Source organism: Marinobacter sp. MMG032 (genome assembly GCF_040112695.1).
Lineage (GTDB): Bacteria > Pseudomonadota > Gammaproteobacteria > Pseudomonadales > Oleiphilaceae > Marinobacter > Marinobacter salsuginis.
The window spans coordinates 1,992,999-2,007,060 of the sequence record NZ_CP157802.1 but is presented as its reverse complement, the minus strand read 5'-3'; the positions used below and the strand labels follow the sequence as shown (position 1 = coordinate 2,007,060).

The following is a 14,062-nucleotide window of genomic DNA, read 5'->3' as shown; positions in this document are numbered from 1 at the left end:
TCATGAATGCACCTGTAGACAGCCCTGAAATCGGGCGTGAAATTGTTGCCGCAGGCTACCGCACCAACGTGCACGACCATGGCGAAGGCGGTTTCCCCGTGATGATGATTCATGGCTCCGGCCCCGGTGTGACGGCCTGGGCAAACTGGCGCCTGGTGATTCCGGAACTGGCCAAACACCGTCGCGTTGTGGCGCCGGATATGCTGGGCTTCGGCTACAGCGAGCGCCCGGAAGACCAGATCTACAACCGGGAGCGCTGGGTCAAGCACGCCCTGGGCGTGATGGATGAGCTGGGCCTGGAACAGGTCGACCTAGTGGGGAATTCCTTCGGGGGAGGTTTGGCCCTGGCGCTCGCCATTGAGCATCCAGAGCGGGTACGCCGCCTGGTGCTGATGGGCTCAGCAGGGGTCAGCTTCCCGATTACCAAAGGCCTGGACGAGGTGTGGGGGTACGAACCTTCGCTTGAGACCATGCGCCGTTTGATGGACGTGTTTGCCTTCAACAAGGGCCTGCTGACCAGCGAGCTGGCGGAGATGCGCTATCAGGCCAGCATCCGGCCCGGTTTCCAGGAGTCGTTTTCGGCCATGTTCCCGGCTCCTCGTCAACGTTGGGTCGATAACCTGGCTAGTAACGAAGACGACATCCGGGCGCTTCCCCATGAAACCCTGATCCTCCATGGCCGGGAAGATGAAGTCATTCCTCTCGACGCCTCTTATCGACTGGCTGAACTGATCGACCGCGCCCAGCTGCATGTATTCGGTCGCTGTGGCCATTGGACCCAGATTGAGCATGCCGGCCGGTTTGCCCGGTTGGTCAATGATTTCCTGAACGAGGCCGATCAGGCCGCTGCCGGAGGTAACTAATGGAACAGACGAAAATTCACGCCTTTGGCGACGAGCTCTACCAGGCAATGATGAAAAGGGAAGCGGTCAGCCCGCTGACCAGCCGTGGTGAGGATATCACCATTGATGATGCCTACCACATTTCCCTGCGCATGCTGAAACGTCGTCTGGCGGATGGCGCCTCGATTATCGGCAAGAAAATTGGCGTTACCAGCAAAGCCGTACAGAACATGCTCAACGTCCATCAGCCGGATTTTGGCTATCTCACCGACGACATGGTGTTCAACAGCGGTGAAGTCATGCCCATCAGCGACCGGCTGATCGCGCCGCGCGCAGAGGGCGAAATTGCCTTCATCCTGAAAAAGGACCTGACCGGTCCGGGCGTGACCAACGCCGACGTTCTGGCGGCCACGGAATGCGTGATGCCCTGCTTCGAGATTGTCGATTCCCGCATCCAGGACTGGAAGATCGCCATTCAGGACACCATTGCTGACAACGCTTCCTGCGGTCTGTTTGTGCTCGGGGACCAGGCGGTATCGCCTCGCAAGGTGGATCTGGTTACCTGCGGCATGGTGGTCGAGAAGAACGGCAGTGTGATCAGTGCGGGCGCCGGGGCAGCGGCCCTGGGTTCGCCAGTGAATTGTGTCACCTGGCTGGCGAACACGCTGGGTGAGTTCGGTATTTCCCTTAAGGCCGGCGAAGTCATTCTTTCCGGCTCGCTGGTACCCCTTGAGCCGGTCAAGGCCGGTGATTACATGCGGGTCGACATCGGCGGCATCGGTAGCGCATCCGTGCGCTTCGCATGACCGAAAAGAACAATGAGGAACAGGCTATGAGCAAGAAAATCAAGGCAGCGATCATCGGCTCGGGCAACATCGGCACCGATCTGATGATCAAGATCCTGCGCAATGGCAAGCACATTGAAATGGGCGCCATGGTCGGTATCGATCCGGAATCGGACGGTCTGGCCCGGGCTGCCCGCATGGGCGTGGCCACCACCCACGAAGGCGTCGACGGACTGGTAAAGATGCCGGAATTCGCCGACATCGATATCGTATTCGATGCCACCTCCGCCAAGGCCCATATGCACAACGAAGTGTTCCTGCGCGGCCACAAAGAGAACATCAAGATCATTGATATGACCCCGGCAGCGATCGGTCCCTACTGTGTGCCGGTGGTGAACCTTGAGCAGCAGCTCCAGGAAGGCAACGTCAACATGGTCACCTGTGGCGGCCAGGCCACCATTCCGATGGTGGCCGCGGTATCACGAGTCGCCAAGGCCCACTACGCGGAGATTGTCGCGTCGATTTCCTCGAAGTCCGCCGGCCCTGGCACTCGCGCCAACATCGATGAGTTTACCGAAACCACCTCCCGGGCTATCGAAGTGGTGGGTGGTGCCCAGAAGGGCAAGGCCATCATCATCCTGAATCCGGCCGAGCCGCCCCTGCTGATGCGGGACACCGTATACGTGCTCTCGGATGCGGCCGACAAGGCCCAGGTGGAAGCTTCCGTGGAAGAGATGGTCAAGGCCGTGAACAGCTACGTGCCGGGCTACCGCCTGAAGCAGAAAGTGCAGTTCGACGACATCCCCGAAGACCAGCCCATGAATGTCCCGGGCCTGGGCCGCTTCAGCGGCCTGAAGACCTCCATCTTCCTGGAAGTGGAGGGCGCCGCCCACTACCTGCCGGCCTATGCCGGTAACCTGGACATCATGACCTCCGCCGCTCTCGGTACCGCCGAGCGCATCGCCGAATCGCTGGTCAACTGAGGAGGGTATTCCCATGACATTCAATCCCGGCAAAAAACTCTACATCTCCGACGTGACCCTGCGAGACGGCAGCCACGCCATTCGTCATCAGTACTCCATCAAGAACGTGCAGGATATTGCCCGTGCGCTGGATAAGGCCAAGGTGGACTCCATCGAAGTGGCCCACGGCGACGGACTGCAGGGCTCCAGCTTCAACTACGGCTTTGGTGCCCACACCGACCTGGAGTGGATCGAGGCGGTGGCCGAAGTGGTTACCCATTCGAAGATTGCCACCCTGCTGCTGCCCGGCATCGGCACCGTCCATGATCTGGACAACGCCTACAACGCCGGCGCCCGGATTGTGCGCGTGGCTACCCACTGCACCGAGGCGGATGTGTCCAAGCAGCACATCGAACACGCCCGGAAGCTGGGCATGGATACCGTCGGCTTCCTGATGATGAGCCACATGCAGACCCCGCAGGGTCTGGCTGAGCAGGCCAAGCTGATGGAAGACTACGGCGCCACTTGCCTGTACGTGGTCGATTCCGGCGGCGCCATGAACATGAACGACATCCGCGACCGGTTCCGGGCTCTAAAAGACGTGCTGAAACCCGAAACCCAGACCGGCATTCACGCCCACCACAACCTCGCCCTGGGTGTAGCCAACTCCATCGTGGCGGTGGAAGAGGGCTGTGACCGGGTGGATGCCTCCCTTTCCGGTATGGGCGCCGGCGCTGGCAACGCGCCGCTGGAAGTCTGCATCGCCGCCTTCGACAAGATGGGCTGGGAGCACGGCACCGACGTGTACGCCCTGATGGACGCCGCCGACGACATCGTGCGTCCGTTGCAGGACCGCCCGGTTCGTGTGGACCGTGAAACCCTGGCGCTGGGCTATGCCGGTGTGTACTCAAGCTTCCTGCGCCATTCCGAAGTGGCGGCGCAGAAGTACGGCCTGAAGACCGTGGATATTCTGGTGGAGCTGGGCAAACGCCGCATGGTGGGTGGCCAGGAAGACATGATTGTGGATGTGGCGCTGGATCTGCTGGCGGCACAGAAGGAGCAGAACGCATGAGCAAGACATTGAGCCGTGAGCAGGTTCTGGCCCTGGCGGAACACGTGGAAAACGCCGAATTGCAGGCCCATGACATCACCAAGGTCACCAACGACTTTCCGGACATGACCTTCGAAGATGCCTACGACGTGCAGTGGGAGATCCGCCGTCGCAAGGAAGCCCGTGGCAACAAAGTCGTTGGCATGAAAATGGGCCTTACCTCCTGGGCCAAGATGGCCCAGATGGGAGTGGAGACGCCGATCTACGGATTCCTGGCGGATTACTTCAGCGTGCCCGACGGTGGAGTGGTGAACACCAAAGAACTGATCCACCCGAAGATCGAGGCCGAGATCGCCTTTGTCACCAAGGAGCCGCTGAAGGGCCCTGGCTGCCACATTGGACAGGTTCTGGCCGCCACCGATTTCGTGATCCCCGCGGTGGAAGTGATCGATTCGCGCTACGAAAACTTCAAGTTTGATCTGGTGAGTGTGGTGGCAGACAACGCCTCCTCGACCCGCTTTATTACCGGTGGCCAGATGGCTGATGTCGCTGATGTGGATCTGAAAACCTTGGGCGTGGTGGTCGAGAAGAATGGCGAAGTGGTAGACGTTGGGGCCGGTGCCGCGGTTCTGGGCCATCCGGCTTCCAGTGTCGCCATGCTGGCCAATTTGCTGGCAGAGCGCGGTGAACACATCCCGGCTGGCACCTTCATCATGACCGGCGGTATTACCGCAGCCATCACGGTTGAGCCCGGTGACAACATCACGGTCCGATACCAGGGCCTGGGTACGGTATCCGCACGATTCGAATAAGGAGGTTTTATGCCTGTCGCCCAGATCAACATCCTGGAAGGCCGGTCTGATGAGCAAAAGGAAGCGCTCATCAGAGAGGTCACCGATGCGCTTTGCCGGTCGCTAGGGGCGCCTGTAGAGAGTGTCCGGATCATCATCAATGAAATGCCGAAGCAGCATTTCGGTATCGGTGGTCAATCCGCTAAGAAGCTGGGGCGCTGAGTCCCAGCTTCTGGACAGGCCCGTTTTGGAGGAAATCGTGGACAAGCTGCCGGTATTATTTGTCTCATGTGATGCACGAAGCCTGGAGGCTCAGCGACAAGCTGGTTCCGGACCAGCGAGGATGATCTGGGGGCAAAGTGTCAGGAGTGTCTTGCTGTTAAGCACGGACACAAGTCTCCAGGCGCCGGAGGTCACCCACCTGAAAGGGGATCATGAGCGTTCGGAGCGTGTCTTTTCTCTGCTCAGTTCCCGGGGCTTTGCTCCGGGTTTTCAGGATGAAACGTGTGAGGGTAGAGAGAATTTTCTTCGGGCGTTGCTTTCCGAAGAACCGGCGGACCTCTGTGAGCTCCGACTTAATACCGGGATGAGTGAAGGAGAGTACCGGCTTGTCGGGCAATGTCTGGAAACCATTCGGGAGCAGGGTGTCCTCGTGATCTGTCTGGATGACAAGCGCGAAAGCCAGGTATCGCTGCATGACCGGCACCTGCGTGAGATGATCAACGGCTGGGTTCAGGACCAGCAGTGGGGTTCCGCGATCTCGGTCAAGGGCGGCCTGTCCGGTAACAGGCATAACCGTAAACTGGAAGATCCAACCGTGTGCCTCCTCAACGCCGCGTTTACGCTTGGCGGATGTAAATTCCCTCAGCGGATGTTCAGCAGCGGTATGAATAATGCTGGCCAGATGCTGTCCGGATTTGGCTGGATGCGGTAATCCCAATGGCCGGGAAACAGTTGCTGTCGATGCCATTGCGCGATCTTGCTGATGGGCTCCGATCCCGGGACATGACAGCGGAGTCTCTGGTTGAAGCCTCGATAGAAGCCAGCAAGGACTGTGATAACCGAGCCTATATCAGCTGGCGCCCCGAGCCGGCATTGGAACTTGCCCGCGCCGCTGATCAAGTCAGGGCTGCCGGTGGTTCCACCGGGCCTTTGATGGGTATACCGGTATCGGTAAAGGACATGTTCGGGGTGTCGGGTTTTCCCACCTACGCCGGTTGTGCGAGAGCCTTGCCGAAAAGCTGGGAGGCTGAAGGGCCTCTGGTTCGAGCCTTGCAATCCCAACTTGCTCCGGTGGTGGGTAAAACCCACTGCGTGGAGTTCGCTTTCGGGGGGCTGGGAACAAACGCCCATTGGCCAACCCCCCAAAACCCCTGGTGCAAGAATGAGCATCGGGTGCCTGGCGGGTCGAGTTCAGGTGCCGGAGTGTCTTTGATCAATGGAACCGCGGCGCTGGCTCTGGGCACTGATACCGCCGGCTCTGTGCGTGTTCCTGCAGCAATGACGGGTGTGGCCGGCCTCAAGACCACAGGCGGGCGCTGGTCCACCCGCGGAATTGTTCCGCTGTCGAGCACCCTGGATACACCCGGTTTGCTGGCCCGTCGTGTTGAGGATCTGGCCTTTGCGTTCGAGGCGCTTGACCCGATGTTAGCTCGCAGAGGCGCCGGGATACCTGCCAGCCCGGACCTGTCCCATTTGACCCTGGGGGTTCCGGATGGTTTTTTTTGGGAGAATTGCAGTCCCGGCATTGCGGAAACTGTCGAAGCATCCCTTAAACAGCTTGAAGCTGCCGGCGCCCGGCTGGTGAAGTTTGAGTTGTCCGGTCTGGCAACGGTTCATTCAATGTTCCTCAAGGGCGGCGTGGCAGCACCGGAACTGGCGGCTTTAATCAGGGAAGAGCTACCGGATTACAGATCGTCGCTTGATCCCGATGTGGCGGCCAGGCTTCACAAAGCCGAGGGATTACCCGCGTGGGAGTACATTCAACGCCGTACCCTGATTGATCGTTTGTCTGCTCAGGCGGCCGAAGAACTATCAACAGTGGATGCTCTTCTGACACCGACGGTTACGCTTACGCCGCCAACCGTGAGCAGTCTGGCGGACCCTGATGCCTATGTAGCGGCCAATATGCAGGTTCTGCGCAACACAGCCGTGGCGAATTATCTGGGCCTGTGTGGGCTGAGTTTGCCGGTCGGTTTCGATTCGATGGGTTTGCCGGTAGGGCTTCAATTGTTGATGGGGCCCTGGCGGGAAGAGCGGCTGCTGGCAGTCGGTCAGGCCGTTGAGCGCTGCCTCGGCACAGGTCCTGATATAATGGGCCTGGCGCCTGCAGACTAACGGCTTGTCTGCTTCCTCTGGGTGTCAAATTCGGCGGGCATTTTCTGAGCGGTGAGGTTCCCTTGGCAGGTCTGAAGATTTTAATGATGGGTGCCGGTGGCATTGGTGGATATTACGCGGCAAGACTCGCCCAGGCGGGACACGAGCTGGTCCTGACCGCGCGTGGTGATCATCTCAAGGCGTTGAAAACCGGTGGCCTGACTGTGGATTATGAAGGCGAGATTCTGCATCAGGCACTGCCGGCCTTTTCCCACACAGAGCTGATGCAGAAGCATGAACCCGATGACTTTGATCTGATCGTCATCGCCCTGAAGTCCACGGCGACAGCGCCGGTCATGGATGAGATTTCCGATTGGCTGGAGAACGCGTCTGTTCCGATACTGTCGCTCCAGAACGGGGTCGACAACGAGCTGGTGATTGCCGGGGTGGTTGGTGAGGATCGGGTACTGGGTGGGCTTGCGGTGCGCATTGGCGGCCACATTACCGAACCCGGGCATGTGTTCGCCGAGGGCGTTGCCCAGGTTGTGATGGGTGCCTGGCCCAGGCAGCGACCTGACGATCCCCGCGTTTCCCTGCTCAGACGGTTGGAAGCATTGTTCAACGCGGCCGGCATTCCAACCACCGTCTCTGAAAACATCCGTTACGAACTCTGGCGCAAGCTGGTGATCAACAACGGTGTGAATCCGCTGTCCGCCCTGACCGGTCTTGATACCCGGAGCCTCACACACCACCCAGAATTCCGGAAGATTGTCCATGGAATGATGGCGGAAACAGTGGCTGCATCGGAGGCCGACGACGTCAACCTCGGGCCGGAGGATCTGGCCGAGATGTTCGACCTGATCAGCAACTTCAACGCCATCAAGACATCCATGCTGGTCGACAAGGAAAAAGGGCGGCCCCTGGAGCTTGACAGTATTGCCGGCGCGGTCCTGCGACGCTGCGAGCGACTGGGCATTGAGGCGCCCTACACCATGACGGTCAGCGCCCTGCTGAGCCATTCCCAGGGCTAGCGATCCGTCAGCTTGAGCTCGATTCTCCGGTTTCTCTGAAGCGCTTCCGGTGAGGTGCCTTCCGCCACCGGGAAGAACTCGCCAAAGCCGGCAGCTGCCATGCGCCGTTCCGGTACACCCTGGGCGGCGAGATAGCGAACGACGGCGACGGCCCGGGCGGTGGACAGTTCCCAGTTCGAAGGGAATCTCTCGGTGTTGATGGGCAGAACGTCGGTGTGGCCATCAATCCTCAGGATCCAGTCTACGTCTTCGGGGATTTTTGCCGAAACATCCAGTAGCAGGTCGGCGAGCTTGTCCAGTTCCTGGCGGCCTTCCTCGCCCAGTTGGGCCGAGGCGGAAGCAAACAGCAGTTCGGACGGCAGCAAGAAACGGTCGCCGACAATCCGGACGTTCTCGTTACCTGCCAGAATATCCCGCAGACGGGCAAAGAATTCCGACTGATACTGTTCCAGCTGGCTGACCCGCTCCGCCAGCAGCGTATTCAGCCGTCGACTGACCTGCTCCAGTTCCTGCTCTTTCTCGGCGGTCATCTGTTCCTGGAGCTCCAGCGCGGAGGCAATCTGTCTGAGCTGTTCCCGGAGTGAGGCAATCTGGTTGGACAGCCTCAGGATCATGGCCTGCTGGCTGGCGGACATTTCGTCCTTCTCGTCGATGGACTCTTCCATGCTGGCCAGCCGTTCCGACTGGGCATCGGCCATGGCGGTCTGCCGCATCAGCTGCTCGCGGGTGGATTCAAGCTGACCAACCAGACTGTCGTTGCGAGCCTGAACACTGGTCAGCTGTTCTTCCAGCGCCTCGCTTCGACTTTCCTCAAGGCCCAACAGCTCCGAGAGTTCGTTCAACTGGGCATTCAGGCGCGCAAGCTGGGTATCCCGGTCGGACAGGGTCTGGGACAGATAGAGCTGGCTGACCACATACACAAGCAGCATGAAGATCACCAGCATCAGCAGTGCCGACAAGGCATCCACATACCCCGGCCAAACGTTGGTGGTGCTTCGGCTTCGGCGCCTGGATCCGATCATGACAGGTCTTTCTCGCTGTCTACGCGGTCTACAAGATTGGTCACGCCGGTCAGCCACTCCTCAAGGGCGTCATAGAAGCGGTTCTGGGCATGGCCGGCCTGGATGTCGAGAAAACCAAGAATCAGCGAGCCGCCAAGGCCCAGCAGGGAGGAACTGAAGGCCGTGCCCATGCCCTCAAGCGGTGTGAGCAGGCCTTCTTGCAGTTCGGCAAACACCTTGCCGAAATCCTCCTGGCTCATATCAAGGCCGGTGATCACCTGGCCGACCGAGTTGATGGTGCCGAGCAGGCCCCAGAAGGTACCCAGCAGGCCGAGGAAAACCAGAAGACTGATGAAGTAACGGGTGATCTCGCGCTGCTCATCCATACGCGAGTGAATACCATCAAGCACGGTCCGCAGGGAGAGCGTAGACAGAGTGAACCGGTCCTTGGTTGCATCTTCTCCGAGCTGTCTTGCCAGTGGCTTCAGCAGTTTAGGCTCCTGAACCACCGACAGTCCGGCATGCCCGGTCCGGAACTGTGCAATCCACTTTAATTCCGGAAAGAGGACAAATACCTGCCGGTATGTGAGTGCGATACCGACGATCAATACGCCGAGAATCAGCAGGTTGAAAACCCAGTTGGCCATGAAGGCCGAGATCAGAGGTTTGTGGATCAGGGCGCCGACGATGACGACCACGCCGAGGAACAGCGTCATCCAGAAAAGGGTGTGCTTCGGGTTGCTCATAGCGGTGGCCAGCTTTTTTGAGATATTCCTCAAAACGTTAGCACAGATATGAGAAGCTGTTGGCGACAGTAACTGAACTTTAATCGGAGCGCTTCATGGCTGGTCATCTGCCTTTCCGCTTTCGCTTCCGGGTTCGCTATGGCGAATGCGATGCCCAGGGTGTGGTGTTCAACGCCCGCTATGCGGATTTCGTTGATATTGCAGTGAATGAGTATATTCGCACGCTGTTTGGCGACTACCAGCATCTGCTGGATCAGGATCTGGATATTCAGGTTGTGAGTCTCACCGTAAACTGGAAAGCCCCGGCAAAGTTCGATGATGTGCTGGAGGCGCGTATTCGGGCGGGGCGAATCGGCAACACTTCGTTCACGTTGCATCTTGAATTCTTCAGGTATGGGGATGAGGCGTTTATCGCCGATGCCGATGTGACCTACGTGGTGATTCAGCCTTCAGTGATGGGAAAAGTGACGATACCGGATCATATTCGTGAACTGCTGGAGCAGGGCGCTCCTGGCCAGTTGATCAGTCACGCGGGGGAATGAACTCGAAGCGTAAGAAAAAGGCCAGATGAGAATCTCACCTGGCCTTGGGTTCATCTTCCGGTCTTTACCGGATCAGGCCTCCTGCAAAGCCTGCACAACGGCTTTCGCGGCACCCTCGGAGGACGCCGGATTCTGACCGGTGATCAGCTTGCCGTCCACCACGATGTGCGGTGCCCAGTCGTCACCGCGGGTGTAGGTGGCGGTATTTTCCTTCAGCATGTCTTCCAGCAGGAAGGGCACCACACCGCTCAGGCCTACCGCTTCTTCCTCGCTGTTGCTGAAGCCGGTGACTTCCCGGCCGCCAACGATGTTCTGGCCCGGCTTGACTTCCACGTTCTTGAATACGGCTGGCGCATGACAGACGGCACCAATGACTTTGTCCTGCTCGTAAGCCGTTTTGATCAGGGCAATGGACTTTTCGTCATTGACCAGGTCCCACAGCGGGCCGTGGCCGCCCGGATAGAAAATTGCGTCGTACTCGTTCATGTCCACATCGCTCAGCTTCTTGGTGCTGGCAAGGGATTCCTTGGCGTGGGCATCCTGCTGGAAACGACGGGTGGTTTCCGTGAGTGCCTCTTCCGCCTCGCTGTTGGGGTCCACTGGCGGCTGGCCGCCTTTTGGGGAGGCGATGGTGATGTCTGCACCGGCATCCCGGAAAACATAGTAGGGCGCGGTGAACTCTTCGAGCCAGAAACCGGTCTTATGGCCGGTGTCGCCCATCTGGTCATGTGAGGTGAGAACCATCAGAATCTTCATGGTGTCCGTCCTTTCTGTTGACGAATGAATGGCACTTTCGACGGCTATTGGTAAATAACGTGTAGCCGGTTTGGTGAATCACTTACTGACTGATCTGGTAATCGACCTTGTGCCATGGGTGGTTGATTTCAACCGTGATTACGTAAATCCGACGTTCCCGGATCTTGAACCGTCTATACTGGACACACATGACAAGACTGCATAAGAACCTGAAAGGCTCACAGGCAAGGACGACAGGAATGCGAGTGCTAACAGCCGCCCTTCTGATGATGTTGGTGTTTCCGGCTTGGGCCCAGCAGGGCACAGAAACTGTGGAACCTCTGACCATCACCGTGGGTGCCAACCATGCCCCCCCATACCGGATTCTCGAGGGTGGGGAGAGAACCGGCCTCTACGTGGAGATCTTCGAGGAGATTGCCGATCGGCTCGGCTGGGAAGTGCACTACCGGGAAGCCCCGTTCAGGCGCGTGTTGAGAATGGTCCAGCAAGGTGAGGTTGATGTCATGCTTGGTCCTTTGGAAACCGAGGAACGGGCCGAATTGATGGAATTTGTGGCACCGGCGTTTCCGCCAGAACGACGACTTTTCTTTTATCTGAACAAGGAGCACCGCATTGACCGTTACGCCGATCTGTACGGCAGGTCCATTGGCGTGCTGGAAGGCGCGTCGTATTTTCCGAGGTTTGATGATGACGAAGACCTGCTGAAAGAGCCAGCGCCTCGATATGAAAACCTGATGCTGATGCTTCAGAAGGGCCGGGTGGATGTGGTGATTGCGCCAGAACTGGTGGGTTTGTACGCGGTTGAGAAACTGGGTCTGGATATTGAGGTCTCGCCGTTCTTTGTGCCCGGAGAGCGCTCTTACATCGCCGTTGCGAAAAACTCGCCGGTGATTCAGTACGCCGACGATATCCGGGCGGCGCTGAAACTGATTGAAATGGAAGGCATACACGAGGACCTGGTGTTGAAGTATCTGGACCGAGCCGCCGAATGATTCCTGCGCAGTCTGATCTCTGGTTTCTGCCCCTGGGAGGCACCGGCGAAATTGGCATGAACCTCAACCTCTATGGCCACGACGGTGCCTGGTTGATGGTGGATTGCGGCGTCACCTTTCCAAAGCCTGGCCGTATTGCCGCTGACGGAACCGTGCACCACCGGGGGGAACCGCCGGTACAAATGGCGGATCCCGCTTTCATCGCTGACCGCCGTGACCGCCTGGCAGGCCTGATTATTACCCATGCCCATGAGGATCACGTTGGAGCCGTACCCTATCTCTGGCCGCTGTTGCAGTGTCCGATCTACACCAGTCGGTTCACTGCGGAAATTCTGCGACGAAAACTGTCGGAGTTCGATCTGCTGCACCGGGTTCCGATCATTGAAGTGGAGACCGGCCAGAGCAAACAGATCGGGCCGTTCAGCGTGCAGTGGCTGGCGCTGACGCATTCCATTCCGGACCCCAACGCCCTGATGATTAGAACCGCCGCAGGTAACATCTTTCACAGCGGTGACTGGAAGCTGGATGAGCAGCCGCTGGTCGGCCATGGCTATTCGCCACAGACCTTTACCGATCTGGCAAAAGAGGGTGTGAACGCCATGGTATGCGACTCCACCAACGCAACGGTGTCAGGTCACTCGGTGTCCGAGGCGGCCTTGCATACCGGATTGTTGCAGGCTATACGATCCGCTGAGGGGCGCGTTGTAGTGACCTGCTTCGGCAGCAATATTGCCCGCCTGCATACGCTCTCTTCGATTGCGCGACAAACCGGGCGCTATATGGGGCTTTTGGGCCGTTCGCTGATCAATATGAGCGGCGCCGCCAGGGCCGCCGGGCTGTGGGATTCGGCTGACCAGTTGATCAATCCCGCTCATCTTGGCTATCTGCCCCGGGATGAAGTCATGGCCGTGGCCACCGGCAGTCAGGGTGAACCCAGAACGGCCCTGCGCAGACTGGCTGCTGGTACGCATCCGGATTTCGAGCTGGAAACCGGCGATACGGTCATCTTTAGCGCCCGCGCCATTCCCGGCAATGAAGAAGCCATAGAGGCACTCGTGGCGAGACTCAGAGAGTTGGGTGTCCGGGTCATCACCGCCGAAGATGCGGATTTGCCAATTCATGCCTCAGGTCATCCTGCGCAGGAAGAACTGGAGTTAATGTACAAATGGGTCAGGCCTGCCATTGCCATTCCGGTGCATGGTGAGGCTGAACACATGGAAACGCACGCTGACATAGCCAAAGCAACTGGTGTACCCCGGGCCATGGTGGGCAGAAACGGCGATCTTTTCATGATCCGGCCAGTGCCGGGGATACGTCGCCAGGTTGTCGAAACCGGCCGTTTGGGCTGGCATAAAGAAGGTCTTGTCAGAGTTGAATAAGCTATTGTCTTCTGTTGTTGGTAAGTCACTTGTCTTTTTTGCAGCCGCGATGATTCTGGCGCCGGCTAATGCCACGGCAGTAACCCCGTGCAACACACTCACCGTGAGTGGTAATCCGGAATATCCGCCCCTGCTCTGGCGAGACGAGCAAAATCCTGGTTTCCTGAATGGCGCGGTACCAGCTTTGCTCCGGGAAATTACCCAACCCCTCGGCGTAACCGTGGAAGTGAAAGATATCGGTTCCTGGGCCCGGGTCCAACGGATGGCGCGCGAGGGGGAGATTGATATGGTGGCGGGGGCGTTCATCACGTCGGAACGCATTCGCTACATGGATTATCTGCTTCCTCCGATCACGCACTTGCCAACAGCGGTCTGGGTGCCTAAAGGGCGAGAATTTGTCTATCGCCACTGGCCAGACCTGAAGGGCAAGCGCGGTAGCACCCTGATCAACAACAGCTTTGGCCAGAACTTCGACCGGTATGCCGAGCAGAATCTGCGCATTGAAGGTGTCAGGTCCATTGAGCAATCCTTCCAGATGGCATTGATCGATCGTGTTGATTATGTGCTCTATGAAGTCCTTCAGGGAGAGGTGAAACTTGAATACTTGGGCATTGCTGACGAGTTCGTTCCGCTGGAAACGCCGGTCAGCCGTGAGGGCCTTTTTCTTACCTTTTCCAAAGCGTCACCGTGCAATTCCTTTGAGTTGAGAGAGCTTATTGCAGAGCGCCTTTATGAGCTTGTGAACTCCGGCTGGGTCGATGAGCTAATCTTGCAATACAAAGCAAGGTATACGAAGGCGAGTTGATGGGATGTAGCGTCGGCGCGTGAACCTTCAATGGTCATTCGTCGTAAACGAATACAGGCAGTT

16 protein-coding genes are annotated in these 14,062 nt (G+C 58.3%); 13 read left to right on the top strand and 3 right to left on the bottom strand.

The window, feature by feature from the left end:
* Positions 1-2: 2 nt before the first annotated feature.
* From ABNF92_RS09345 to ABNF92_RS09305, 9 genes are all read left to right on the top strand, one after another.
* Positions 3-863: an alpha/beta hydrolase gene (locus tag ABNF92_RS09345; protein ID WP_136630693.1), complete on the top strand. Its 861-nt coding sequence runs from the start codon at positions 3-5 to the stop codon at positions 861-863.
* Positions 863-1,648, top strand: a complete 786-nt coding sequence (gene dmpE / locus ABNF92_RS09340; RefSeq protein ID WP_349343988.1) for a 2-oxopent-4-enoate hydratase — start codon at positions 863-865, stop codon at positions 1,646-1,648. Before ABNF92_RS09345 ends, dmpE begins: the two co-directional genes overlap by 1 nt.
* A 26-nt stretch (positions 1,649-1,674) precedes the next feature.
* Positions 1,675-2,610, top strand: coding sequence for an acetaldehyde dehydrogenase (acetylating) (locus ABNF92_RS09335; RefSeq protein WP_069182852.1), 936 nt, complete (start codon positions 1,675-1,677; stop codon positions 2,608-2,610).
* Positions 2,611-2,623: 13 nt separating this feature from the next.
* A complete protein-coding gene (gene dmpG / locus ABNF92_RS09330) occupies positions 2,624-3,661 on the top strand; it encodes a 4-hydroxy-2-oxovalerate aldolase (protein WP_153634300.1) in 1,038 nt (345 codons plus the stop codon).
* Positions 3,658-4,452, top strand: coding sequence for a 2-oxo-3-hexenedioate decarboxylase (dmpH, locus tag ABNF92_RS09325; RefSeq protein WP_069182675.1), 795 nt, complete (start codon positions 3,658-3,660; stop codon positions 4,450-4,452). The genes dmpG and dmpH overlap by 4 nt, the downstream gene beginning before the upstream one ends.
* Before the next feature lie 9 nt (positions 4,453-4,461).
* Positions 4,462-4,653, top strand: a complete 192-nt coding sequence (locus ABNF92_RS09320; protein WP_069182676.1) for a 2-hydroxymuconate tautomerase — start codon at positions 4,462-4,464, stop codon at positions 4,651-4,653.
* A 151-nt stretch (positions 4,654-4,804) separates the two neighbouring features.
* Positions 4,805-5,365 carry a hypothetical protein gene (locus tag ABNF92_RS09315; RefSeq protein WP_349343987.1) on the top strand — a complete coding sequence of 187 codons (561 nt, stop codon included), beginning with the start codon at positions 4,805-4,807 and terminating at the stop codon, positions 5,363-5,365.
* A 5-nt stretch (positions 5,366-5,370) separates the two neighbouring features.
* Complete coding sequence (locus ABNF92_RS09310) at positions 5,371-6,768, top strand: amidase family protein (RefSeq protein WP_069182678.1); 1,398 nt, start codon at positions 5,371-5,373, stop codon at positions 6,766-6,768.
* 62 nt (positions 6,769-6,830) lie between these two features.
* Positions 6,831-7,778, top strand: a complete 948-nt coding sequence (locus ABNF92_RS09305) for a 2-dehydropantoate 2-reductase (RefSeq protein WP_227549319.1) — start codon at positions 6,831-6,833, stop codon at positions 7,776-7,778.
* Here the strand turns inward: ABNF92_RS09305 and ABNF92_RS09300 are convergent.
* Together ABNF92_RS09300 and ABNF92_RS09295 are read right to left on the bottom strand one after the other, a co-directional pair.
* Positions 7,775-8,800, bottom strand: a complete 1,026-nt coding sequence (locus tag ABNF92_RS09300; RefSeq protein ID WP_349343986.1) for a peptidoglycan -binding protein — start codon at positions 8,798-8,800, stop codon at positions 7,775-7,777. The two genes, ABNF92_RS09305 and ABNF92_RS09300, sit on opposite strands and share 4 nt — an antisense overlap.
* Positions 8,797-9,525, bottom strand: a complete 729-nt coding sequence (locus ABNF92_RS09295) for a MotA/TolQ/ExbB proton channel family protein (protein WP_349343985.1) — start codon at positions 9,523-9,525, stop codon at positions 8,797-8,799. The genes ABNF92_RS09300 and ABNF92_RS09295 overlap by 4 nt, the downstream gene beginning before the upstream one ends.
* A 95-nt stretch (positions 9,526-9,620) precedes the next feature.
* On the opposite strand from ABNF92_RS09295, the gene ABNF92_RS09290 reads away from it, so the two are divergent.
* Positions 9,621-10,067: a thioesterase family protein gene (locus tag ABNF92_RS09290; protein ID WP_069182682.1), complete on the top strand. Its 447-nt coding sequence runs from the start codon at positions 9,621-9,623 to the stop codon at positions 10,065-10,067.
* Between the two features lie 72 nt (positions 10,068-10,139).
* Here ABNF92_RS09290 and ABNF92_RS09285 read toward each other — a convergent pair whose 3' ends face one another.
* Positions 10,140-10,823: a type 1 glutamine amidotransferase domain-containing protein gene (locus tag ABNF92_RS09285; RefSeq protein WP_349343984.1), complete on the bottom strand. Its 684-nt coding sequence runs from the start codon at positions 10,821-10,823 to the stop codon at positions 10,140-10,142.
* 239 nt (positions 10,824-11,062) lie between these two features.
* Between ABNF92_RS09285 and ABNF92_RS09280 the strand changes: the two genes are divergently transcribed.
* From ABNF92_RS09280 to ABNF92_RS09270, 3 genes are read left to right on the top strand one after another with little or no spacing between them, the layout of a single operon-like run.
* On the top strand, positions 11,063-11,815 hold the full coding sequence (locus ABNF92_RS09280; RefSeq protein WP_349343983.1) for a transporter substrate-binding domain-containing protein: 753 nt from the start codon (positions 11,063-11,065) through the stop codon (positions 11,813-11,815).
* Positions 11,812-13,194, top strand: coding sequence for a ribonuclease J (locus ABNF92_RS09275; protein ID WP_349343982.1), 1,383 nt, complete (start codon positions 11,812-11,814; stop codon positions 13,192-13,194). The genes ABNF92_RS09280 and ABNF92_RS09275 overlap by 4 nt, the downstream gene beginning before the upstream one ends.
* A complete protein-coding gene (locus tag ABNF92_RS09270; RefSeq protein ID WP_227514453.1) occupies positions 13,139-13,999 on the top strand; it encodes a transporter substrate-binding domain-containing protein in 861 nt (286 codons plus the stop codon). Before ABNF92_RS09275 ends, ABNF92_RS09270 begins: the two co-directional genes overlap by 56 nt.
* Positions 14,000-14,062 lie beyond the last annotated feature (63 nt).

Bases quoted from the DNA above. Each gene is read 5' to 3' on its own strand.
- ABNF92_RS09290 (WP_069182682.1), top strand. From the start codon at position 9,621: ATGGCTGGTCATCTGCCTTTCCGCTTTCGCTTCCGGGTTCGCTATGGC.
- ABNF92_RS09310 (WP_069182678.1), top strand. From the start codon at position 5,371: ATGGCCGGGAAACAGTTGCTGTCGATGCCATTGCGCGATCTTGCTGAT.
- ABNF92_RS09285 (WP_349343984.1), bottom strand. From the start codon at position 10,823: ATGAAGATTCTGATGGTTCTCACCTCACATGACCAGATGGGCGACACC.
- dmpG (WP_153634300.1), top strand. From the start codon at position 2,624: ATGACATTCAATCCCGGCAAAAAACTCTACATCTCCGACGTGACCCTG.
- ABNF92_RS09320 (WP_069182676.1), top strand. From the start codon at position 4,462: ATGCCTGTCGCCCAGATCAACATCCTGGAAGGCCGGTCTGATGAGCAA.
- dmpE (WP_349343988.1), top strand. From the start codon at position 863: ATGGAACAGACGAAAATTCACGCCTTTGGCGACGAGCTCTACCAGGCA.
- ABNF92_RS09275 (WP_349343982.1), top strand. From the start codon at position 11,812: ATGATTCCTGCGCAGTCTGATCTCTGGTTTCTGCCCCTGGGAGGCACC.
- ABNF92_RS09280 (WP_349343983.1), top strand. From the start codon at position 11,063: ATGCGAGTGCTAACAGCCGCCCTTCTGATGATGTTGGTGTTTCCGGCT.
- ABNF92_RS09335 (WP_069182852.1), top strand. From the start codon at position 1,675: ATGAGCAAGAAAATCAAGGCAGCGATCATCGGCTCGGGCAACATCGGC.
- ABNF92_RS09295 (WP_349343985.1), bottom strand. From the start codon at position 9,525: ATGAGCAACCCGAAGCACACCCTTTTCTGGATGACGCTGTTCCTCGGC.
- dmpH (WP_069182675.1), top strand. From the start codon at position 3,658: ATGAGCAAGACATTGAGCCGTGAGCAGGTTCTGGCCCTGGCGGAACAC.
- ABNF92_RS09300 (WP_349343986.1), bottom strand. From the start codon at position 8,800: ATGATCGGATCCAGGCGCCGAAGCCGAAGCACCACCAACGTTTGGCCG.
- ABNF92_RS09345 (WP_136630693.1), top strand. From the start codon at position 3: ATGAATGCACCTGTAGACAGCCCTGAAATCGGGCGTGAAATTGTTGCC.